Raw genomic sequence first — 22,326 nt, 5'->3', positions numbered from 1 at the left:
GCGCTACATAAGCGACATTTGGAGTATTTACGATTTTACAACTGTCGAACTACCGCGCGAATTGTCAACTGTATCATTGGTAATAATTGTCGAATTCGTTTGTTCAGGAACATCGATTTTTGATTTTTCTTTAATTTGTTTATTTAAATTTGGCTGAATGACCATCGCTAAAAACAACGCAAAAATTAAAAAGAGAATGGCTCTACGCATGACATACCTCCTGTCTAATTATTCTAACATTACTCGTTAGAGATGAAAAGCTTTTTAAAATTTGTTATAATGACTAATATGGGTGATAGTATGGATTTTTTAATAACGTTAGATCAGTTCGAAGGTCCTTTGGATCTGATGCTGCATTTGATCAAAGAAAATAAATTGGATCTGTTTGACTTAGATATGAATGTTTTGGCAACACAATATATTGATTATATTCATGCCATGCAAAATATGCATCTAGAAGTAGCTAGCGAATATTTGTCAGAGTTGGCAAGTCTTATCGCATATAAGTCAAAGAAACTTCTGCCAAGAGAAACGGTTGAAGTAGAAGAAGAATATGAAGAAGATCAGCGTGATCAACTGGTCGCAAGATTATTAGAGTATCAAAGATATAAAGAAGTAAGTCTAGCCTTAAAGGAAGATTACGAACAAAGACAACTGCATTTTTCGCGTCCCGTTTCTAGTTTAGTGGAAGAATGGAAAGTACCTGTTGAAAGTGATACTTTAGAAGCACAATCACCTTATGATTTAATGAAGGCAATGCGCCATTGTATTGTGCGCATGGAGCTTTTACAACCGTATGAAACAAAGATCACAATCAAAGAATTATCAATCGAAGAAAGAGCAGTACAAATCAAAGAGAGAATGAAACATCTTGAGGGGTCTATTTCATTTCAAAATCTATGTGCAGATTGTACAAGCTTACATATGGTGATTGTGACTTTTTTATCGATATTAGATTTAATACATGAAAAATGGATGACGTATTCCATTGATGAGACGCAAATGATTTGGGTCGCAAGAGAGGATTTGTAGAATGGATAATGCGAAAGCGATATTAGAAGGCCTTTTATTCTTAAGTGGAGAAGAAGGCTTGACTATGGACCAGATGATGCATGGTCTACAAAATTTAGAAATGGATGATATACGTGTCTTATTGGATGCGTTAAAAAAAGAATATTCGAGTTCTTCAAAAGGAATTGAACTTGTAGAATATGCGAATCGTTTTAAGTTTGTCACAAAAGAATTTGTATATCCTTATGGCAAACAATTATTTGAAGAATATAAACAACCCACCCTTTCACAGGCTGCCATGGAAACTTTAGCTATTATTGCTTATAAACAACCGATTACGCGTGTTGAAATTGAAGAGATTCGTGGTGTAAATTGTGAAATGATGTTAAAGAAATTAGTGGCTCGTGGCTTAATTGAAGCAAAAGATCGTTTAGATGCGATTGGAAAGCCCTTATTATATCGTGTAACCGATGAATTCTTGGATGCTTTTCAATTGGAAGATCTAAAAGAATTGCCGGAACTACCTCAAACTAGAAACAATAGTGAAGAATTATTTGAAGGAGAATAGACAATGGAAAGACTACAAAAAGTAATTGCCCAAGCAGGTATTTGTTCAAGAAGAAAAGCCGAAGAATTGATTTTAGATGGTAAAGTCAAAGTCAATGGAAAAGTATGTGACGTTTTAGGTACAAAAGTATCGAACCAGGATAGTATAGAAGTCAATGGAAATATGATTTCAAAAGAAGAAAAAGTGTATTACATCATGAATAAACCAAAAGGTTGTCTATGTACAAGTAGTGATGACAAGGGCAGAAAAACCGTATTGGATTACATGCCACAAAACCAAAGAATCTTCTCTGTAGGACGCTTGGATTATGATACGAGTGGTGTTTTACTACTTACAAATGATGGGGAATTTTGTAACCATATGATTCATCCTCGTTATCACTTAGAAAAGACATATGTTGTCAATCTTCAAGGTATCTTAAGTGATGATGACATCAAACAATTACGAAGAGGATTAAAAACTAAGACAGAAAAGTATCAACCGGCAAAAGTATTTGTGCTTCAAAAAGATTTAACGCGTAATCGTACCCAATTCGAATTAACGATTTCAGAAGGAAAAAATCATCAGGTTAAAAATATGATGCTGGCATTAGGCCATGAAGTGCGTCGTTTGCACAGAGTGAAGTTTGCGTTCTTAGACGTAAAGGATTTAAGAGCCGGAGAATATCGTCGTTTAAAACCATATGAAATCAAACAATTGAATCGCTTAAGCATGGAAGGCGAACAAAAATAATGAAACAAGTTTATTTAGATCAAAATGTTTCGGTACAGGATGTAATTTGTTTAGATACTAAACAAGCGCACCACATCTTTGATGTACTTCGTACGACATCAAAAGAAAAGATTCGTATTGTTACTAAAAATTCAGGGGTATTCTTTGGGCATGTTGAAAATAAGCCTAATTTAGTGATTGATTCCATGGTGGATGTCTTTGAAGAAAATCAATCGATCACCTTATGTTGTGCTTTGATCAAACAAGATAAGTTTGAATGGATGCTTCAAAAAGCTTGTGAACTTGGTGTTCATAAAATTGTTCCTTTTGTATCGAAGAATACAGTGGTAAAACTGGATGAAAAAAAAGCTGAAAAGAAACTCATTCGTTGGAATGAAATCTTACTTGCGGCTACAAAACAGTGCAATCGCAATACGTTAGTGGAATTAGAACCTGTGATTGCGTTGAAGAAGCTATCAAATTATAAGAGTGAATGTAATTTAGTGGCCTATGAAAAGGAAAATGATCCTTCAAAACATATGGCCCATTATTTAAAAGACAATCCACAATCCATTACTGTATGTATTGGGCCTGAGGGTGGATTTGAAGAGAGTGAAATTCAAGTATTAAATGAATTTGGTTTTGACAATTGTTCTCTAGGTAAAAACATCTTACGTGCAGAAACGGCTGCTTGTTATGTGTTGACAGCTATTGAATACCAAAATCATGTGGAAGGATAAGGGATAAATGAAATTTTCAATTATTACACTAGGCTGTAAAGTAAATGCGTATGAATCACAATACTATGCAGGTCAATTAGAAGAATTAGGATATGAACAAGTATCACCGGATCAAGCGTGTGATATTTGTATCATCAATACGTGTACTGTCACAAACACAGCCGCCAGCAAATCACGTCAAAAGATTCATTATGCCAAACGAATGAATCCAAATGCCTTATGTGTTGTTGTGGGATGTTTTGTACAGTTCGCAAGTGAAGATGAAAGAAAGGCTTTGGATGCCGATCTTGTGATTGGTGCCAAACAAAAAAATGAATTGGTGAATTTAATCCAAAAAGCATTACAGGATCATGAAAAAATTGACGTTGTCAATGAGGTTACGCAATTTAAAGATTTTGAAGCTATGCCTGTACATTGTTTTGAATCGATGCATAGAGCTTTCTTAAAAGTACAAGATGGATGTAATCAATTCTGTTCCTATTGTGCGATTCCTTTTGCGCGTGGTAGAGAGCGTAGTTTAAATCATGAACAGGTGATTCAAATTGCCAAAGATCTATGTGATAAAGGACATACAGAAATTGTGTTAACCGGTATTCATACGGGTCGTTATGATGATGGAGAATACGATTTAGCTAAATTAATGAAAGCCTTATTAGAAAATACGCCAGACTCTGTGTATTATCGTATTTCAAGTATAGAAATTACAGAAGTCAGTGATGCATTGATTGCGTTAATGAAAGAGAATCCTCGTATGTGTCATCATTTACATATTCCGGTACAATCGGCATGTAATGAAACATTAAGACGTATGAATCGTCCATATACAATTGAGGAATTTAAAGAAAAAATCAACTATATTCGTTCTTGTATTCCAGATATTTCGATTTCAACGGATGTGATTGCAGGCTTTGTCCAGGAAAGTGATGAAGAATTTGAAACGACATATGAAAATCTAGCGGATCTAGAATTAAGCTTCTTCCATGTTTTCCCTTATAGTAAGCGTAATGGAACAAAGGCAAGTACTTTAAAGGGTGAAATCAATGGGAAGGTCGCCAAAGCTAGAGTGGCTCGTTTACTTGAACTTTCGAATGCATGCAGAGAACGTGACATGAAGCGTTTTAATCCAGTACAAGTCTTGATTGAAAGAAAACAAGATGGCTATTATACGGGTTATACAAATCAATATCATTCTTGTAAGATATTGAGTGATACACCATTAAGTGGTAGAATCACTATCGAATGGGATCGTATTGAAGATGGTACCTACTATGGAAAGAAGGATGTTGTATGCGATTAAGCAAACTATTTAAAAATGCACCGACAGTCAATATTACGGGTTTAAGTTTTGATTCAAGAACCGTTCGTCCGGGAAATATTTATTTCTGTTTACCAGGACTTACAAATGATGGCCACGATTTTATTGATTCAGCTATAAAAAATGGAGCTGTATGTATTGTACATTCAAAAGAATTATTGAATATGGCACCTGGCGCTGTATATATTCGTGTAGAAGATGTCAATGATGCCATGAATAAAGTGGCTCGTATTTTCTATGCTCGTCCAAGTGATAAAATGAAGATGTATGGTGTAACGGGCACAAATGGAAAATCAACAATCACAAATATCATTCGTGATATTATCAACGACAAAACACCATGTGGCTATATTGGTACGATTGCGATCAAATATGGTGATATTGAGTTGCAACCAAATTTGACTACGCCAGATGCATTGTTCTTGCAGTCTAAATTGGCAGATATGGTTCGCTGTGGAATGAAGGCTTGCGCTTTAGAAGTATCGAGTCATGGTTTGGCTCAACATCGTGTCGATGGTATTTCTTTTGATTGTGCGATTTTCACAAACCTTACATATGATCATTTGGATTTCCATGGCACAATGGAAAATTATTTTGAAGCGAAGACTTTGTTGTTTAAAAACTTAGTCAAAGAAGATGGTGTATCCGTAATTAACAAGGATGATGAAAAATATGGAGCTTTAAAGGATTGTTCAAAAGCACGTGTTATTTCTTATGCGATAAATAGTGAAGCAGATTATCGTGCTATTAATATTAAGATGAGTTCTCAAGGTACGCAATTTGACTTGGTATATTCAGGTCATATGTATCCGGTTAAGACAAATTTAGTGGGTAACTTTAATGTTTATAACTTATTAGCTGTTATTGCAGCACTCAATGAAACAGGTTATGATTTAGAAAGAATCATTGAAAAATGTGCACATATTGCCCAAGTTGAAGGTCGTATGGAACGTATTGATTGTGGTCAGCCATACAACGTAATCGTTGATTTTGCACATACACCCGATGGTATGGAAAAAATGATGCAGTTTGGACGTAGTGTCACAATGCCAGGTCATCGCTTGATTGCGGTATTTGGATCAGCTGGTAAACGTGATGTACATAAGCGTAAAGTCTTTGGTGAACTTGCCGATAAGTATTGTGACTATATCATAGTGACAGAAGACGATCCTCGTGATGAAGATCCTAAAGAAATTGCCGAACAAATCAAGTCAGGCATTCAAAATACACCACATGTGTTTGTACAAGATCGCTATGAAGCCATTCATCAGGCAATCAGCTCAGCTCAAGAAGGAGATACGGTATTGCTTCTTGGTAAGGGCGATGAAAGCTTTATCTATCGTGAAAATGGAAGAGCCCCTTGGGTTGGCGACAATGTAGCGGCTAAAGAGTGTATTCAGGCAAGTTTAGCTTAAAAAATCAAATTGTGCTTGCATTATATGAAATCTTTGATATAATGTTTTTGCTAATCTTGGGAAGGGAGGTTTGTGAATATGCCAAAAGTAGTTCTTAAAGAAAACGAAGGACTTGATGACGCTTTAAGAAGATTTAAACGTCAGGTTTCTCGTAATGGCACCCTTGCTGAGGCGCGCAAAAGAGAATTTTACGTAAAACCAGGTGTACGCAGAAAGTTAAAATCTGAAGCTGCACGTAAAGCACGTAGAGGTAAATAATCTGCATTTTTAATGCAGATTTTTTTCTTGAGGAGGAGATTTGTGTCTTTTTTTGAATTTGATTGTTCCGATAGAACATTTGAAGAGATTCAGATTTTTGCAGGATTTCAAGATTCCAACTTGGATATGTTGAGTAAATGCTTTAAATCTGTATGTATGATTCGTGACCAAAAAATCAAAGTGGAAGTAAACGAGACTTTATCTGCACATAAAGTAGAAGAAGTCATTGAGGCTTGTTTTTCAATTATTGATACGCAGCATCGTTTAAATTCACAAGATGTAAGTTATATTTGTTCTTTGGCTTTTAAGAATCGTTTAAAAGATTTTAAGGCTCATCAGCTACAGGCTGTATGTAAGACGAAAACAGGTAAAATGATTTATCCAAAAACAATTGGACAAGCTATTTTATGTGATGCGATGCGTCATAATGAAATTGTTTTTGCGACAGGTGTTGCTGGTACTGGTAAAACCTATCTTGCGGTAGCTTATGCGGTGAGCATGTTAAAGAGTGAACGAGTCGAAAAAATCATTCTTACGCGCCCAGCTGTTGAGGCAGGGGAATCCCTTGGTTTTTTACCTGGTGATATGAAGGAAAAGGTAGATCCTTATCTAAGGCCTTTATATGATGCATTAAATGAGATGCTAGGTTTAGAAACAGTTGAAAAGTATGTGGAGAAACAAGTTATTGAAATTGCACCTTTAGCGTTTATGCGTGGACGTACTTTAAATGATGCTATTGTGATTTTGGATGAAGCGCAGAATGCGACGTGTGCACAGATGAAGATGTTTTTAACACGTATGGGTAAAAATTGTAAGATGATTGTAACGGGAGATGTTACACAGATCGATTTGATCAAGAAAAAGGATTCAGGTTTGATGCAGGCTTGTACAATCTTGGATCATATTGATGGTATTTCAATCATTCATTTGGAAAATAGTGATGTGGTTCGAAATCCATTGGTTCAAAAAATTATTGAACGTTATGCCAAGGTTGAATAATTCGACTTTGACTGTTATAATAATTAACTGTAAAAAATAAAATGAAAGGTGATAAATCTATGGGAAGACATTTTGAGGTTCGTGCTGCAGCAATGCAGAAGACAGCCAATGCGAAGGCAAAAATTTATTCTAGATATTCTAAAGAGATTTTAGTTGCTGCAAAAAACGGTGACCCTAATCCAGATATGAACCAGACTTTAAAGAAGGCGATTGATCGTGCGAAGGCAAACAACGTGCCTGCTGACGTAATCAAGCGTGCTATCGAAAAAGCAAAAAGTAGTGCTGATGAAAGTTATTCAAGTGCTCGTTATGAAGGATTTGGACAGGGTGCTGGATCTACAATCATCATTGATTGTTTGACAGATAACGCAAACCGTACAATCGCAAACTTAAGAGCTTGTTTTAATAAATCGCATTCTAAATTAGGTGTTGGTGGATCTGTATCATTTGGATATGAACACTTAGGTGTAATCGTTATTCAATATGATAATGAAGAAGCTATGATGGACGCATTATTGGAAGCAGAAATCGAATTAAATGACATCGAAATCGAAGAAGGATATATGACAATTACTGTAGATCCAACACAATTGGATGATGCAAAAGTTGTTGTTGAAAAATTGATTCCTGATGTTAAATTTGAAGTCTTAGAAGATAAGATGATTCCAAATGAAGAAGTTGAACTTCACGGTGAAGATTTAACTTTATTCAAACGTTTAGTTACTTTACTAGATGAAGTTGATGATGTACAAAATGTATATCACAATGTTTCAAATCTAGATGAAGCTGAATAATTAATCCTAAGAAAAAGAAGAAAATAAGGATATACTGTAGAGAGAAAATGGCTGGTGAAAATTTTCGTAGAATACTTATTGGGACACTTTGGAGGAGTTGGACAAAAACCAACCGTTCGTCGCGTTAAGACTTGAGGTGTATACTTTACGTATAAAATAAGGTGGTACCGCGTTTAAAACGTCCTTATATCAGGGCGTTTTTTTGTTTATTTAAAGGAGGAAAACGCATGGCATATCAAATTCCTAGAGGTTGTCAGGATGTATTTGGGAATGAATCCTACAAATGGCAAGCTCTTGAACAAACATTAAGAAGTTTCTGTTACATGTACAATTATGATGAAATTCGTACACCTATTTTTGAACATACAGAAGTCTTCAAAAGAGAAAACGATTCAAGTGACATGGTAAACAAAGAAATGTATACTTTTAAACTTGAAAACTCAAAAACATCATTAACACTTCGCCCAGAAGGAACTGCAGGTGTTGTTCGTAGTTTTGTTGAAAATAAAATGTTCGCAAATCCTGATCTACCCGCAAAATTCTATTATATGGGACCTATGTCAAGACATGAACGTCCTCAAAAAGGTAGAATGCGTATTTTTAACCAGTTTGGTGTAGAGGCTTTAGGTGTTAAAAGTCCTTATGTCGATGTAGAAACAATCGTACTTGCATTCTCAATTCTTAAATCACTAGGATTAAATGACATTAAAGTATGCCTAAATACATTAGGTGATGATGAGTCTCGTGCAAACTATCGTAGTGCATTAAAAGAATATTTTGCTCCTTACGTAGATGAGTTGTGTGGGGATTGTAAACGTCGTTATGAACAAAATCCATTACGTATTTTAGACTGTAAAGTAGATCATGATCATGAATGCATGAAGAATGCACCTAAGATGTCAGATTATTTAAATGAAGCCAGTCAAGAATACTTCAATACAGTATGTGAATTATTAGATAAATTAGAAATCCCTTATGAAGTAGATGACAAATTGGTTCGTGGATTGGATTACTATACTCATACAGTATTTGAGATTGTATCTATGAATTCAGAAATGGGTGCACAATCCACAGTTTTAGCAGGTGGACGTTATGATGGATTGATTTCATATTTTGGTGGACCCGAAGGCATGAGTGGTATTGGATGGGCTCTAGGTATGGAACGTCTATTGATTGCCTTAGAAGCTGAAGGTATTGAATTGGAACAAAAACCGGCATTAGATGCTTATGTAATGTGCCTTGATAAAGAAGCTAGAACCTATGCATTTGAAGTGTTGACTGAGCTTAGAGCATATGGATATCGTTGCGATATGGATATGATGGAAAGAAGCTTTAAGGCACAATTTAAGGCTGTGGATCGTGCAAAGGCTAAACTTGCGATTTTGATAGGTAAATCGGAATTGGAAGAAAAGAAAGTCACAGTTAAAAATATTGCACATAAAGAACAAGAAACTATTCGTGTTGATGAATTGATTCCATATGTTGATTCTTTATTAGAAGAAGAAAGTCATCATCATCACGAACATGAAGGAGAATAGAAATGTATAGAACTCATAACAATGGAGAATTGCGTCTTCAAGATGTAAATTCAGAAGTCACTTTATGTGGCTGGGTTGCGAAACGTCGTAACTTTGGAGCTTTGGTCTTCATCGATTTAAGAGATCGTTATGGTATTACACAACTTGTATTCAATGAAGATATAGCAACACAAATCAGTGATGTACGTAATGAATATGTACTACAAGTAAAAGGAAGGGTTGTTGAAAGAAAAGACAAAAACCCTAAGCTTGAAACGGGTGAAATTGAAGTTGTAGTTCGTGAAGTAAAAATTGTGAATACAGCGATCACTACACCAATGATCATTGCGGATGAAACAGATGCTTTAGAGGATACTCGTTTAAAATATCGTTATTTAGATTTAAGAAGACCAGTTCTTCAAAAGAACCTAATCTTAAGAAACCGTATTACTTTATTAGTTCGTAACTACTTAGCTAAATATGGTTTTACTGAAGTGGAAACACCTATTTTGTGTCGTTCGACTCCAGAAGGTGCACGTGACTATTTAGTGCCTAGTCGTATTAGTAAAGGCCAATTCTATGCACTTCCACAATCGCCACAGCTATACAAACAGTTATTGATGGTCGGTGGAATGGATCGCTACTTTCAAATTGCTCGTTGTTTTAGAGATGAAGATTTAAGAGCAGACCGTCAACCTGAATTCTCACAGATCGATATTGAAATGAGTTTTGTGGACGAAGAAGACATTTGGTCAATGACAGAAGGTTTGATGAAAGAAATCTTCAAAGATATCAAGGGAATTGAACTACCAGAATTTAAACGTATTCCATATGATACTTGTATGGAAAAATATGGTTCAGATAAACCAGATTTACGTTTTGACATGCCTTTGTATAATGTCAGTGAAGTATTCTCAAACACTGAATTTAAAGTGTTTGAAAATTGCTTAAATGAAGGTGGCATCATCCATGCTATGAATGTTAAAAATGGGGCGGACAAGTTCTCAAGAAAGCAATTGGATAAACTACAAGATTATGTAAAAGTATATGGTGCAAAAGCGCTTGCCAACTTAAAATTAACAGCCGAAGGCTTTGCGGGAAGTGTCACAAAAGTTTTAACCGATGCCGAAAAAGAAGCATTGCGTACAATGTTGAATATCGAAGAAAATGATATTGTATTCTTCGTAGCGGATAAGAAGAAAGTGGCTCAATCCTCACTTGGTGCATTGCGTGTGAAATTAGGCCATGATTTAGATTTGATCAACAAAGATGCCTATGAATTCTTATGGGTTACTGATTTCCCAATGTTTGAATATGATGAAAATGAAAACCGTTATGTAGCGGCTCACCACCCATTCACATCACCTAACTTAGAAGATGTCGATAAATTGTTGAGTGATCCAGCACATTGTTATTCTAGAGCTTATGACTTAGTATTAAACGGCTATGAATTATTATCAGGATCCATTCGTATTCATGATCAAAAGCTTCAAGAAAAAGTATTTGAAGCTATCGGTATGACTTTAGAAGAAGCGCATGAAAAATTCAGCTGGTTTATGGATGCATTCCAATATGGAACTCCACCTCATGGAGGTGTAGGTATTGGTCTAGAACGTTTAACTATGATTCTAGCGGGTACAGACAACATTCGTGATGTAGTCGCATTCCCTAAAACAGCAAGTGCATCGGATTTAATGGCACAGGCACCAAGTCCAGTGGATCCAGCACAATTAAAAGAATTGGGTATTGAAACAAAGTAAGACAGGAATTTTTTCCTGTCTTTTCGTATTTCTGATATAATTATATAGGCGGTGATATAGATGAAGGCAATTCCAATTGGCATTTCAAATTTTGAAGAACTCAGAAATAATAACTATTATTTTGTTGATAAGACCAATATGATTCAGGAATTTTTAGAAAGAAAAAGCAAAGTCACATTGATTACGCGTCCTAGGCGTTTTGGAAAGACTCTAAACATGTCTATGATGGCTTCTTTTTTTGATGTGACAAAAGATTCTAAATATATATTTGAAAATACTGAGATCATGAATTCTGACTATATAAACGAAATGAATCGATATCCTACTATTTTTATTTCGTTTGCGAATGCGAAAAGAGATAGAGAATCTATTATCACAACTATAAAAAAACAAATTCTAAGCGAGTGGGCAAAATATGATTATGTGTTTAAAAAATTAAATAAATATGATCAAAAAGAACATGATTATATTGAATCTAATTTAATGGATTTTCACAGTAATAATTTAAATGGAATCAATGATGCATTATCATTCTTGATGGAAAGGCTCTATGCTTACTACAATAAACAAGTCATGGTTTTTATAGATGAGTATGATACACCATTTGTTGAAGCTCACGTGAATGACTGTTATGAAGAATTACGAGGTGGATTATCAGGTTTACTTCATAATTCTTTAAAAACATCGGATTGTTTAAAATATGCACTACTTACTGGAATTCAAAGAGTTGCGAAAGAAAATATTTTTAGTGATCTGAATAATTTAGATGTGAATTCAGTACTCGATACTGCTTATAGTGAGTATTTTGGGTTTAATACAGATGAAGTTAATCAATTGTTAAATACGTATGGTTTAACTTTAAATGATGATGTTAAATCTATGTATGACGGATACAAAATCGGAAGTATTGATATATATAATCCTTGGTCTATATTAAATTACGCTCAAAAGAAAGAATTAATTCCATATTGGATCAATACAAGTGCAAATACAATGATTAAAGAGAATATCAAGAATGCAGATTTAGATTATAAAGATCAATATGAAGATTTAATCAAAAATGGATATTTAGATACACAAGTCAATACGCAAACAAGCTTCTATGAAGTGAAAAGCACTCCAAATTTATGGGGGTTGTTTGTGAATGCGGGATATTTAACAATAGATAAAGCCATTGATATTACGGATAGCTTCTATCGCATTCGAATTCCAAATGAGGAAGTGAATAGAGAGTTTAGAAATTTAACTGAATATTATCTTTCCTTAAATGAAGGACAATTAAATCGACTATTACGTTTCTTGATTCAAAAACAACCTAATGAATTTATCAAAGAATATAAGAACATCTTAATGTTACCTAGTTATCATGATTTAAAGAATGAAAATAGCTATCATATGATGATGCTTGGGATGTGTTTATGTTTATCTAGAGATTATGAAATTATAAGCAATAGGGAAACTGGAAAAGGACGTTTCGACCTTGTATTAAAGGCAAAATATAGTAAATATACTTCTTTTGTGTTGGAATTTAAATATTTAAAAGGTACTTCTAAAAATTTAGAATCGGATCTTGATAATCTATCAAATGATGCAATTGAACAGATTCAATCTAAAAATTATTCGTTTGATTTAAAAGGAAAAGTGATTTATATAGGATTAGCTCATCATGGAAAAGATGTTAAGATGAAATGGGTTGAAAGATAAATTTATATGCAGTACCAAGGTACTGTATATTTTTTTGCGTGTAAAAAAACAAGTCATCTAGACTTGCTTATCTAAAAAATATGTAGCCTCCATATCGGCAGTACTTAGCGCAAAGGCAAGCGGGAACAATTCAAAAGCTTTACCCACATTATTGACTGGGTCGCTTCCAGAAAATCCCATATGATAACGAATCGCAAACGCTTCTTCACGAGTTATACGCATGAATGGCTGAATCATATAGACACTTTTTTCACCATGACCAAATGGAATATTGTCTTCAAATTCAAAAACATCCACTTGATGCCACTCACCATCGATTTTCTTGTTTCTTGTACCTTTTTTATAGACATTGATCTTACATACATCATGAAGTAGGGCAACAAGAGCAATGGTTTCATCGCTGTAGTGCATATTGTACGTATCTTGAACTCTTTGTCTTGATAGATAGTCCTTTAAACAATGATACACATGTACACTGTGTTCACAAAGACCACCTTCCATGTTGCCATGAAAACGTGTGCTTGCAGGAGCCGTAAAAAAATCAGAGTGAACTCCTTCTAAGAATTCTAGAAAGGTATCGGCACCTTCACGATGGATATTTTCTTTATAGATTTGAATAAATTCTTCTTTTGCGTTCATACTTTTTACCTATTTAAAAAGCCCAAGAACATGAGATCTTTCCCTGTTAAGTACAGGTGGGCAATCTGTGAACAGCATTAGGATCCCCACGCGTAGCGGGTCTTCAACACAACAATTCAACATCCGATTTCCCTTATCTCGAGTGTAGGAAAAATTAATGTCCTTAGGCATTTCTATAATAACGAACTTCATATTAGAATACAAGTCTTGACTTTTTAGTATCAAATGTGCATAGTTGCAAGTACCCTTAAAAACAAGTAAAATATAAAAGGTGAAATTATGGATGGAATTTTAATTATTGATAAACCGTATGGTATGACAAGCCATGATGTTGTAAATTGGCTTCGAAAAAAATATAAACAAAAAAAATTTGGACACACAGGTACGCTTGATCCCAACGCGACCGGAGTTTTAGTTGTTCTTTGTGGAAAGTCGTGTAAATTATTGCAATTTTTAAGTGATACAGATAAAGAATATATTGGACAGATCGAATTTGGCAAAAGTACATCAACCGATGATATTTGGGGTGAAGTGGAAGCTGAAAAAGAAATGAATTTTGATTTTTGTTTTTCAGAGGAACTTCAAAAATTTGTTGGTAAGAACCATCAATTGGTGCCAAAGACTTCCAATAAAAAAGTGAATGGGAAAAAATTAATGGACTATCAAAGAGAGGGACTTGAAGTTCCTAAAGTCTATAGTGATATTGAAATTTATTCGATGGAAGATCTTGGTGACTACAGTTTTAAAGTGGCATGTTCGAGTGGAACGTATGTTCGTAGTATTTGTCGTGATTTGGCTTTAAATACAAATAATCTAGGTTGTATGAAAAGTTTAAGACGAACTAAAGTTGGTCGCTTTACAATTGATCAGGCTCAAACACTAGAAGATCTTGAAACACAAGAACCTGTCTTATATCCTTCAATCTATGTATTGGATCATTTAGATAAGATTGAATATCAACCGATTCAAGATGTGTACCAAGGAAAACGCATTCGTTTAGATAATCAAAATCAAGAAGTATGTATTTTAGATGCAGGTGAGCCTATCGCAATTTATGAAAAAGAGCGTGAAGGATTATTTAAAAGTAAAAGAGGATTATGGTAATGGAAGTCATTCGTATTGATTATTTACATGTACAAGAAAATTTGCCAAAGAGTTCTTGTTGTATTGGCTTCTTTGATGGCCTACATACAGGGCATCAGGCATTGCTTGAGAATTGTATTGCCAAAGCCAAAGAGTTAAACATTCAAAGTGGTTTGATCACATTTGATCCAGATCCTTGGAGAATCTTTTTTCCAGATCGTGTATGTCGTCATATCACAACGTTAGAAGATCGTATTCATTTGGCAAGCGTGATGGGCATTGAAGTGATGTATGTCATTACTTTCTCTAAGAATTTTGCAGCCCTAGATGTAGATGCCTTTCATATGTTGTTAAAAAAGATGAATGTAGCACATATTACTTGTGGATTTGATTTTAAATATGCTTCAAAGAATACAGGAAATGTGGATACAATTTCTTCACAAAACTACTTTGATGTTTCAGTGATTGCCAGTGTAAATTCGAAAAACGAAAAAATCTCATCCAGTCGCATTGAGCCACTGATTCAAAGTGGCAAGATGGATTTAGCCAATGAATTATTGGGGTATATGTATTCGATTGAAGGTGTGATTGAGCATGGATTTAAACGAGGCAGTACACTATTGAAGTTTCCAACCGCAAATCTTGGGGCAAATCCCGATTATTTAGTGCCATCCAGTGGTGTTTATGCAGGTTTTGTATATGTGGATGATACATTTTATGGGGCTATGATCAATGTGGGAAACAATCCTACTTTTAAAAATACAAAAGTTTCTATTGAAGCGCATATCTTTGATTTTGATCAAGATATTTATGAACGACAAGTACGCTTTTTCTTCTTGAAAAAGACGCGTAATGAGATTCGTTTTGATGGTTTTGAAGCCTTAAAGAAACAGTTGCAGAGTGATATTGTTACTTGTAAAAATGTGATTTTACATGAAAAGCAGTATGTTACAAAAACCGCATCACTTTGGGGTGCGAAAGTTTTTGAGTTTAAATAACTTTTTTGGTATACTTAAAGAGAAGTGAAGGTGAAATTATGGCGAAAGAATATATCGAGCTAGAACCAGGCAATGAATATGGTGTTATTTCTTTAAATAAAACAGTTTTTTCTACAATCGCAAAGAACGTAATCGAAGAAGATGAAAATGTTCAGATTGCAGAAGGAACAAAACCATTTAAGACAGGAATTGTCACTCGTGTTGAGGACAATAAATTGACATTATCGATTCCTGTAAAAGTGAACCACAAATCAAATGTAAGTGATGTTTGTTTAAATCTACAAAACAAGATCTTTGAAAGTATTTCTTATATGACAGACTTTAAACCTGAAGCGATTGAAATTCAGGTGACTGGATTTATTTTTTAAGGAAATCTTTCAAAGGTTTCCTTTTTTTCAATTTTATGAGTGTATCTTTTGATAATTATCTTGTGGTAGGTATTAGTTCAAGAGCTTTATTTAACTTAGAAAAAGAAAATGAGGTTTTTGAAAAAGAAGGATTAGACGCATATCGTGACTATCAAATTGTTCACGAAAATGATGTGTTAAGTCCGGGTAGTGGTTTTGCGTTAGTTAAAAACTTATTAAACATCAATAAACTCGCGAATCGAAAACTTGTTGAAGTTATTGTGATGTCAAGAAATAGTGCGGATACGTCTTTGCGTATCATTCACTCTTTAGAGCATTATGATATGGACATTGGTCGAATGGTTTTGAGTGGTGGAGAAGATATCAGTCGTTATCTATCGGCGTTTGGTGTCGATTTATTCTTATCGTGTAATGAAAATGACGTATCGAATGCGATTCATGCAGGCTTTGCGGCCGGTATGATTTATGCCAGAGATACTAAATATAGTTTTCCTGACAATCAGATTCGTATCGCCTTTGATGCGGATGCCGTATTATTTTCGGCTGAATCGGAAAAGATCTATCAGGAACATGGTTTAGAAGCATTCAATGAAAATGAGATTCTAAATCAGGATGTTGCCTTACAAAAAGGTCCAATGGCTTCTTTATTAAAGAGTTTATCTTGGCTTCAAAATGAAACTAAAGATTTAAATGTATTAAGAACAGCGATTGTGACAGCACGAAACAAAGATACGGGTGTTCGTGTAATAAAAACTTTAAGAGCATGGAATATTGTCGTAGATGAAGTATTCTTTATGCAAGGAGCTAAAAAAGCGGATGTATTAGCTTGTTTTGGTGCCAATATATTTTTTGATGATCAAGACGTGCATGCAGGGCCTGCAAGTGATGTAGTACCAAGTGCGCGCGTACCATATAAAGAAGGAGAAATGTAGATGAATAGACATGAACAACGTGTAGTTGCGATGCAAAGTGTGTATCAACACTTATTATTAGGAAAGGATATTCGTAAATGTGTATTTGATGTAATGAAAGGTTCAAATGACATTGATGGATATTTATATAGTTTAACAATGGGAACTGTTGAAAACAAAGAAGCTTTCGAACAAAAAATCAATGAATTGTTACGTGATGACTGGGATTTTGATCGTTTAAGTATGTTAGAACAAGCCATTCTTTTAATTTCTTTCCAGGAAATCTTGGCAAACGATACACCGAAAGCTGTTGTAATCAACGAAGCGATTACTTTGGCTAAAAAGTATTGCGATGATAATTCTTATAAATTATTAAATGGAGTTCTTGACCAGCTATGAGAAACGAAATGGTTGTAAGTATTTCTAGTGTTATTGCTCGCATTAAAAATGTTTTAACACAAACTATGGATCTGGATGGCATCTGGATTCAGGGTGAAATCAGCAACCTGACAAAACACAGATCGGGACATTATTATTTTTCTTTGAAAGATAAAAGTGGAGAAATGAGTTGTGTTATGTTTTCAAGTTATGTATCACGTTTAAACTTCAATGTAGAAGAAGGCATGCGCGTTTTAGTTTCAGGAAGCATTAATGTGTATGAACAAAGGGGCAGTCTTCAGCTTGTGATTCGTCAAATGAAACAAGATGGTTTAGGTGATTTATATCTTGAATTTGAAAAAAGAAAACAAGATCTTTTAAGGACTGGCTATTTTGATGAAAGTCATAAAAAGGCTAAACCTGACTATATTGAAAATATTGGTGTTGTAACTGGAGCACAGGCTGCTGCCTTACAAGATGTATTATCAACCATTCAAAGGCGTTGGCCTATGCTGAAGGTTACTTTGTATCCTAGTTTAGTGCAAGGTAGTTTTGCACCTAAAAGCTTGATTCAATCCTTGAAAGAAGCTGATACACATAATCATGATGCCTTATTGATTGTTCGTGGTGGAGGAAGCTTTGAAGATTTGTTCTGTTTTAATGATGTCCAGCTTGTAAAGACGATTTACAGTTTAAATACATATATTGTCAGTGGTGTAGGTCATGAAGTGGATACAACATTATGTGATCTTGTCTGTGATCATAGAAGTGTTACCCCTACAGCAGCTGCACAATGGGTGACTTTGGATCAATATGAAGTGATGACTCAAATTTTGAAGGATAGAGAATTGTTGAGGCAAAACATGTCTATGATTTTAAATCACAACAAGTTAAAACTGGATTCGTATAAGAATCATCCGTATTTAAAGGATCCAAAATCTTTTATTATAGAAAAACAATTAAAACTAGATGGCTACAATACACAAATTGAACATGCACTAGAGCTAGAGCTGCAAAAGAAAAATGTCATCAAGAATTATACACAACAGATGCATTTGCGTATGATGAATATAGTAAAGGTACAAGAAAATAAACTTTCTATGGTGCCCGAAAAACTAAGATCGAATATGCAAGTTTTACTACAAAATTCTAGACATTCTTTACAAAAAAATTGTGCTTTATTGGATGCTTATTCACCTTTAAAGGTACTTTCTCGTGGTTATAGTATCTCAAAGATTGAAGATCAAGTTATTAAGCATGTTAAAGATGTCACAAGGGATGATATAATGGTGACAAGAGTAAATGATGGTGTGATCACTTCATGTGTTATATCCACTAAGGAGGAATAAAATGGCCGCTAAACAAATGAAATTTCAAGAGGCGATGAAGCGATTGGATGAAATCGTGGCTTTATTAAATAATAATGAATTGGAGCTTGAAGAGGCCATGTCATTATTTGAGGAAGGCTTGAAATTGAGTGCGCAATGCGAAAAACAATTAAAAAAATTTGAAACAAAAATGGATCAGTTGATGGAGGTGAATCAAGATGATGGTGAATAAAGAATTCGAAGATTATTTATTGATGCGAGTACATGAAAATGATGATAGTCGTACAAAAGATGCGATGGCCTATTCATTGATGAATGGCGGTAAGCGTGTGCGTCCTACTTTGTTGTTTTCTGTACTAGAAGGCTATGGAATGGATGCAAGAATTGGATATCCATGTGCTTGTGCCATTGAAATGATTCATACATATTCATTGGTTCATGATGATCTTCCAGCTATGGATAATGATGATTTACGTCGTGGTAAACCAAGTTGTCATAAAGCTTATGATGAGGCAACTGCCATTCTTGCGGGCGATGGACTATTGACGAAGGCATTTGAAGTTGCATTGGATAGTGAATGTAGTGCTGAACAAAAAGTAGCTTTAGTAAAGGCTCTTTCTTGGTATGCCGGGATTGATGGCATGATTTATGGACAAACTTTAGATTTACAGTCTGAAAATGATCCAAATCCAACACTTGCACTTTTACAGGAAATTGATCACTACAAGACTAGCAAATTATTAACATTACCATTGGTTTGTGGATGTATCTTAGCGAATAAATTCGATGATGTGGAACACTTTCGTAAGATTGGTCTTGTGTTAGGTCTTGAATTCCAGATGCAAGATGATATTTTGGATGTTACGGGTAGTGAAGAAGTTGTTGGAAAGTCATTGAGTGATGAAGATAATCATAAAGTTACAGCTGTATCTTTATTAGGGCTTCAAGGTGCTAAAGATATGGTTGCTAGCTATGATGAAACAATTCGTAAAGAACTAGGTTTTGTGAGTTGTGATGTTACTTCACTGACAAAAGTATTGGATACTTTATTAAAGCGTACATATTAATATATGGAATTTCTTTGAAAAAAGGGGTATATTAATAATAGCTAAAACTAGTCTTTAGCGGACTAGTTTTTTTAACGAGGGTTATAAAATGAGAAAGATTAGTCAAGTGTATGACATTGAGTCACCTAGTCAAATCAAAGATATGTCAATCGATGAGCTTACACAATTGTGCAGCGATATTCGAACTTTTTTAATCGAGTCGATTTCGAAAACAGGCGGACATTTATCGAGTAATCTTGGGATTGTCGAAGTCACAGTTGCGATGCACTATGTCTTTGATTCACCAAAAGATAAAATGATTTTTGATGTAGGTCACCAATGTTACACACATAAAATATTAACAGGAAGATCCACTCAATTTGCGACATTACGTAAAAAGGGTGGGCTTTCAGGATATCAAAAGCGAAGTGAAAGTAAGTATGACTGTTGGGAAGCAGGACACTCTTCGACTTCTTTATCTGCCGCATTGGGCTATGCGATTGCACGTGATTTAATGCATGATGATTATCAAGTTGTTGCCGTAATTGGAGATGGCTCATTAACGGGTGGTATGGCACTAGAGGCTTTAAATGATATTGGTTCTAAACAAAAGAAGATGGTCATCATCTTTAATGATAATAATATGTCGATTTCTAAAAATTATAGTGGTGTTGAAAAACGAATTACAGATATTCGTGCTTCTCACTTATATATCGATTTAAAACATGATGTAAAAAACAACTTAAAATCCAATAAATTAGGAACTAACGTATTGAATACATTGTCACATTTCCGTGATAAGATCAAAGATGAAGTGATCGATGCTCCATTATTTAAAGAGTTTAACTTAGATTATATGGGACCTGTCGATGGCCATGATATTGCTAGCTTGATCAAAGTTTTTCAGGCTGCAAAAGAACATGATGGCCCCATTGTTGTCCATGTCCTAACGCAAAAAGGAAAAGGCTATAAATTTGCGGAACAAGATAAAGTAGGTAAGTGGCATGGAGTCAGTCCGTTTGATGTCGTAACGGGAAAATCTTTGTGTTTACTTCCACCTAATGAAATTTCCTGGTCACAAGTGATCTCAAATACGGTTATGGATTTGGCGGAAAAAGATAAGAGTATTGTCGCAATCACACCCGCTATGGCGCAGGGTAGTAAATTATTAGAATTTCAAAAACGTTATCCAGATCGTTTTTTTGATTGTGGAATAGCAGAACAGCATGCCGTGACAATGGCTTGTGCTATGGCTTTAGGTGGACTAAAACCATTTGTGAGTATTTATTCGTCTTTCCTTCAAAGAGCTTATGATCAAGTCAACCACGACATGGCAAGAATGAATGTGCCTATTGTGCTTGGAATTGATCGTTGTGGCTTAGTTGGAGATGATGGTGAAACGCATCAAGGCGTGTTTGATATTGCGATGCTTAGAAGTATTCCAAATCTTGTCTTATCTCAGCCAAAAGATGCCAAAGAAGCACAGAATATGATCTATACGGCCTTTGCCTCTAAGAAACCATTTTGTGTACGTTATCCTAGAGGAAATGTGAGATACGCAAAAAACAAGTCGTATTCATTGATTCCAATTGGTACTTGGGAAAAATTTGTGGTTGGAACACCAACGCAAATTGTGATCACATATGGACCGGATGTGGATCATGTGATCAATAAGGCAAGAGAAAATCAGATTGGCTTACTTGTTGTCAATGCACGTTTCTTTAAACCGATCGATGAAGTTATGATGAAAGATTTATTAAAATTAAATCTTCCTATTACGGTTTATGAAACGGATATTAAGAAGGGCGGCTTATCGAGTGCTATTTTAGAATATATGAATACATTGGATGAAAAAATTCATGTATTAGGTATTGGCGATCACTATGTATGTCATGGTTCGATTCGATCTTTACGTATTCAAGAAGGTATTAGCACAGAATGTTTATTTGAGGAACTAGAAAAACATGGATAAGATTCGTTTAGATAAAGCTTTACTCAATCAGATATCGTCTCGTGCAAAAGCACAGGATATGATTAAAGAAGGTAAAATCAGTGTCAATGGAAAAGTCATCACAAAGGCTAGTTTTTTAGTTGGCGATGAAGATGATATTGTTGTAACACATACTGAGGATGAATTTGTTTCTCGTGGTGCCTTTAAACTAAAGGGTTGTTTAGATAAGTACAATGTGAATATTCAAAATCAGGTTGTATTAGATATTGGTGCAAGTACAGGTGGATTTACGGATGTATGTCTTCGATATGGAGCTAAAAAAGTATATGCCTTAGATGTAGGTCATCTTCAACTTGCCAAAGAATTAGATCAAGATTGTCGTGTAATCAAAATGGAAGGGCACAACGCTCGTGAAATTGTACCAGAATGGTTTGATGAATCGATTGATTTTATGTGCATGGATGTTAGTTTTATATCTTGTAAGACCATATTGGAACATGTATTACGTGTTTTATCCATTCGTCATATGGCGATACTTGTAAAACCACAATTTGAGTGTGGTCCTACTGCTTTGAATAAGCATGGCGTTCTAAAGAATTCTAAGCTTGCCTTACAGATTGTTGAAGATGTAAAATCTTTTCTATTTCAATATTATGGAAGTGTTGAAGCGATGCCAAGTATTCTAGAAGGAAGAAGTGGCAATCAGGAGTATATGGTGTATGCCAAAGATTTAAGAATATCTTAATGTGAAGATATTCTTATTTTTTTGTTTTCTCTCTCACATGGATTATAACCGTTTATTTTCCTTTAGATTTACGTTAAAATAGTAAGT

24 protein-coding genes and 1 other annotated feature are annotated in these 22,326 nt (G+C 34.8%); of the genes, 22 read left to right on the top strand and 2 right to left on the bottom strand.

The window, feature by feature from the left end; all coding sequences use genetic code 11:
• Positions 1-27 precede the first annotated feature (27 nt).
• Positions 28-210: a hypothetical protein gene (locus NE544_RS05715; protein WP_256268660.1), complete on the bottom strand. Its 183-nt coding sequence runs from the start codon at positions 208-210 to the stop codon at positions 28-30.
• A 90-nt stretch (positions 211-300) separates the two neighbouring features.
• Here NE544_RS05715 and NE544_RS05710 point away from each other — a divergent pair, with 90 nt between their 5' ends.
• The 12 genes from NE544_RS05710 to NE544_RS05655 all read left to right on the top strand — a co-directional run bounded on the left by NE544_RS05710 (position 301) and on the right by NE544_RS05655 (position 12,792).
• On the top strand, positions 301-1,032 hold the full coding sequence (locus NE544_RS05710) for a ScpA family protein (RefSeq protein ID WP_118114513.1): 732 nt from the start codon (positions 301-303) through the stop codon (positions 1,030-1,032).
• A 1-nt stretch (position 1,033) separates the two neighbouring features.
• Positions 1,034-1,579 (top strand): SMC-Scp complex subunit ScpB, encoded by a 546-nt coding sequence (gene scpB / locus NE544_RS05705; RefSeq protein WP_117926341.1) that lies wholly within the window; start codon positions 1,034-1,036, stop codon positions 1,577-1,579.
• A 3-nt stretch (positions 1,580-1,582) separates the two neighbouring features.
• Entirely contained in the window at positions 1,583-2,311 is a 729-nt protein-coding gene (locus NE544_RS05700) for a pseudouridine synthase (protein ID WP_118114503.1), read from the top strand.
• Positions 2,311-3,030, top strand: a complete 720-nt coding sequence (locus NE544_RS05695) for a 16S rRNA (uracil(1498)-N(3))-methyltransferase (protein WP_256268659.1) — start codon at positions 2,311-2,313, stop codon at positions 3,028-3,030. The genes NE544_RS05700 and NE544_RS05695 overlap by 1 nt, the downstream gene beginning before the upstream one ends.
• Positions 3,031-3,037: 7 nt before the next feature.
• Positions 3,038-4,327: a tRNA (N(6)-L-threonylcarbamoyladenosine(37)-C(2))-methylthiotransferase MtaB gene (gene mtaB, locus NE544_RS05690; RefSeq protein WP_256268658.1), complete on the top strand. Its 1,290-nt coding sequence runs from the start codon at positions 3,038-3,040 to the stop codon at positions 4,325-4,327.
• The gene (locus NE544_RS05685; protein WP_118114506.1) at positions 4,318-5,760 is read left to right on the top strand and encodes a UDP-N-acetylmuramoyl-L-alanyl-D-glutamate--2,6-diaminopimelate ligase; all 1,443 of its coding nucleotides are present in this window, start codon (positions 4,318-4,320) and stop codon (positions 5,758-5,760) included. The genes mtaB and NE544_RS05685 overlap by 10 nt, the downstream gene beginning before the upstream one ends.
• Positions 5,761-5,838: 78 nt before the next feature.
• Complete coding sequence (rpsU, locus tag NE544_RS05680; RefSeq protein ID WP_003865021.1) at positions 5,839-6,018, top strand: 30S ribosomal protein S21; 180 nt, start codon at positions 5,839-5,841, stop codon at positions 6,016-6,018.
• A gap of 12 nt (positions 6,019-6,030) precedes the next feature.
• A complete protein-coding gene (locus tag NE544_RS05675) occupies positions 6,031-7,017 on the top strand; it encodes a PhoH family protein (RefSeq protein ID WP_256268655.1) in 987 nt (328 codons plus the stop codon).
• A 59-nt stretch (positions 7,018-7,076) separates the two neighbouring features.
• Positions 7,077-7,811 carry a YebC/PmpR family DNA-binding transcriptional regulator gene (locus NE544_RS05670; protein ID WP_117926353.1) on the top strand — a complete coding sequence of 245 codons (735 nt, stop codon included), beginning with the start codon at positions 7,077-7,079 and terminating at the stop codon, positions 7,809-7,811.
• Positions 7,811-8,000, top strand: a binding site (T-box leader). It overlaps the preceding gene by 1 nt.
• A gap of 38 nt (positions 8,001-8,038) precedes the next feature.
• A complete protein-coding gene (gene hisS, locus NE544_RS05665; protein WP_256268654.1) occupies positions 8,039-9,349 on the top strand; it encodes a histidine--tRNA ligase in 1,311 nt (436 codons plus the stop codon).
• Between the two features lie 2 nt (positions 9,350-9,351).
• On the top strand, positions 9,352-11,088 hold the full coding sequence (gene aspS, locus NE544_RS05660) for an aspartate--tRNA ligase (RefSeq protein ID WP_256268653.1): 1,737 nt from the start codon (positions 9,352-9,354) through the stop codon (positions 11,086-11,088).
• 60 nt (positions 11,089-11,148) lie between these two features.
• Positions 11,149-12,792, top strand: a complete 1,644-nt coding sequence (locus NE544_RS05655) for an AAA family ATPase (protein WP_256268652.1) — start codon at positions 11,149-11,151, stop codon at positions 12,790-12,792.
• 57 nt (positions 12,793-12,849) lie between these two features.
• Here NE544_RS05655 and NE544_RS05650 read toward each other — a convergent pair whose 3' ends face one another.
• Positions 12,850-13,431: a hydrolase gene (locus tag NE544_RS05650; RefSeq protein ID WP_256268651.1), complete on the bottom strand. Its 582-nt coding sequence runs from the start codon at positions 13,429-13,431 to the stop codon at positions 12,850-12,852.
• 279 nt (positions 13,432-13,710) lie between these two features.
• On the opposite strand from NE544_RS05650, the gene truB reads away from it, so the two are divergent.
• The 10 genes from truB to NE544_RS05600 all read left to right on the top strand — a co-directional run bounded on the left by truB (position 13,711) and on the right by NE544_RS05600 (position 22,239).
• Complete coding sequence (truB, locus tag NE544_RS05645; RefSeq protein ID WP_256268650.1) at positions 13,711-14,535, top strand: tRNA pseudouridine(55) synthase TruB; 825 nt, start codon at positions 13,711-13,713, stop codon at positions 14,533-14,535.
• The gene (ribF, locus tag NE544_RS05640; protein ID WP_256268649.1) at positions 14,535-15,512 is read left to right on the top strand and encodes a riboflavin biosynthesis protein RibF; all 978 of its coding nucleotides are present in this window, start codon (positions 14,535-14,537) and stop codon (positions 15,510-15,512) included. The genes truB and ribF overlap by 1 nt, the downstream gene beginning before the upstream one ends.
• Before the next feature lie 38 nt (positions 15,513-15,550).
• The gene (locus NE544_RS05635) at positions 15,551-15,880 is read left to right on the top strand and encodes an Asp23/Gls24 family envelope stress response protein (RefSeq protein ID WP_117572541.1); all 330 of its coding nucleotides are present in this window, start codon (positions 15,551-15,553) and stop codon (positions 15,878-15,880) included.
• Between the two features lie 35 nt (positions 15,881-15,915).
• The gene (locus NE544_RS05630) at positions 15,916-16,812 is read left to right on the top strand and encodes a 5'-nucleotidase (protein ID WP_305145709.1); all 897 of its coding nucleotides are present in this window, start codon (positions 15,916-15,918) and stop codon (positions 16,810-16,812) included.
• Positions 16,813-17,190 (top strand): transcription antitermination factor NusB, encoded by a 378-nt coding sequence (gene nusB, locus NE544_RS05625; RefSeq protein WP_118115436.1) that lies wholly within the window; start codon positions 16,813-16,815, stop codon positions 17,188-17,190.
• Positions 17,187-18,518, top strand: a complete 1,332-nt coding sequence (gene xseA, locus NE544_RS05620) for an exodeoxyribonuclease VII large subunit (protein ID WP_256268647.1) — start codon at positions 17,187-17,189, stop codon at positions 18,516-18,518. Before nusB ends, xseA begins: the two co-directional genes overlap by 4 nt.
• Before the next feature lies 1 nt (position 18,519).
• Entirely contained in the window at positions 18,520-18,729 is a 210-nt protein-coding gene (gene xseB / locus NE544_RS05615) for an exodeoxyribonuclease VII small subunit (RefSeq protein WP_117572533.1), read from the top strand.
• On the top strand, positions 18,716-19,564 hold the full coding sequence (locus NE544_RS05610; RefSeq protein WP_199670887.1) for a polyprenyl synthetase family protein: 849 nt from the start codon (positions 18,716-18,718) through the stop codon (positions 19,562-19,564). The genes xseB and NE544_RS05610 overlap by 14 nt, the downstream gene beginning before the upstream one ends.
• Before the next feature lie 88 nt (positions 19,565-19,652).
• Positions 19,653-21,515, top strand: coding sequence for a 1-deoxy-D-xylulose-5-phosphate synthase (gene dxs, locus NE544_RS05605; RefSeq protein ID WP_118115430.1), 1,863 nt, complete (start codon positions 19,653-19,655; stop codon positions 21,513-21,515).
• On the top strand, positions 21,508-22,239 hold the full coding sequence (locus tag NE544_RS05600; protein ID WP_118115428.1) for a TlyA family RNA methyltransferase: 732 nt from the start codon (positions 21,508-21,510) through the stop codon (positions 22,237-22,239). The genes dxs and NE544_RS05600 overlap by 8 nt, the downstream gene beginning before the upstream one ends.
• Positions 22,240-22,326 lie beyond the last annotated feature (87 nt).

This window comes from Holdemanella sp. MSK.7.32, assembly GCF_024460475.1.
Taxonomy (GTDB): Bacteria; Bacillota_I; Bacilli_A; order Erysipelotrichales; family Erysipelotrichaceae; genus Holdemanella.
This window is presented reverse-complemented; position numbering and strand designations above follow the sequence as displayed.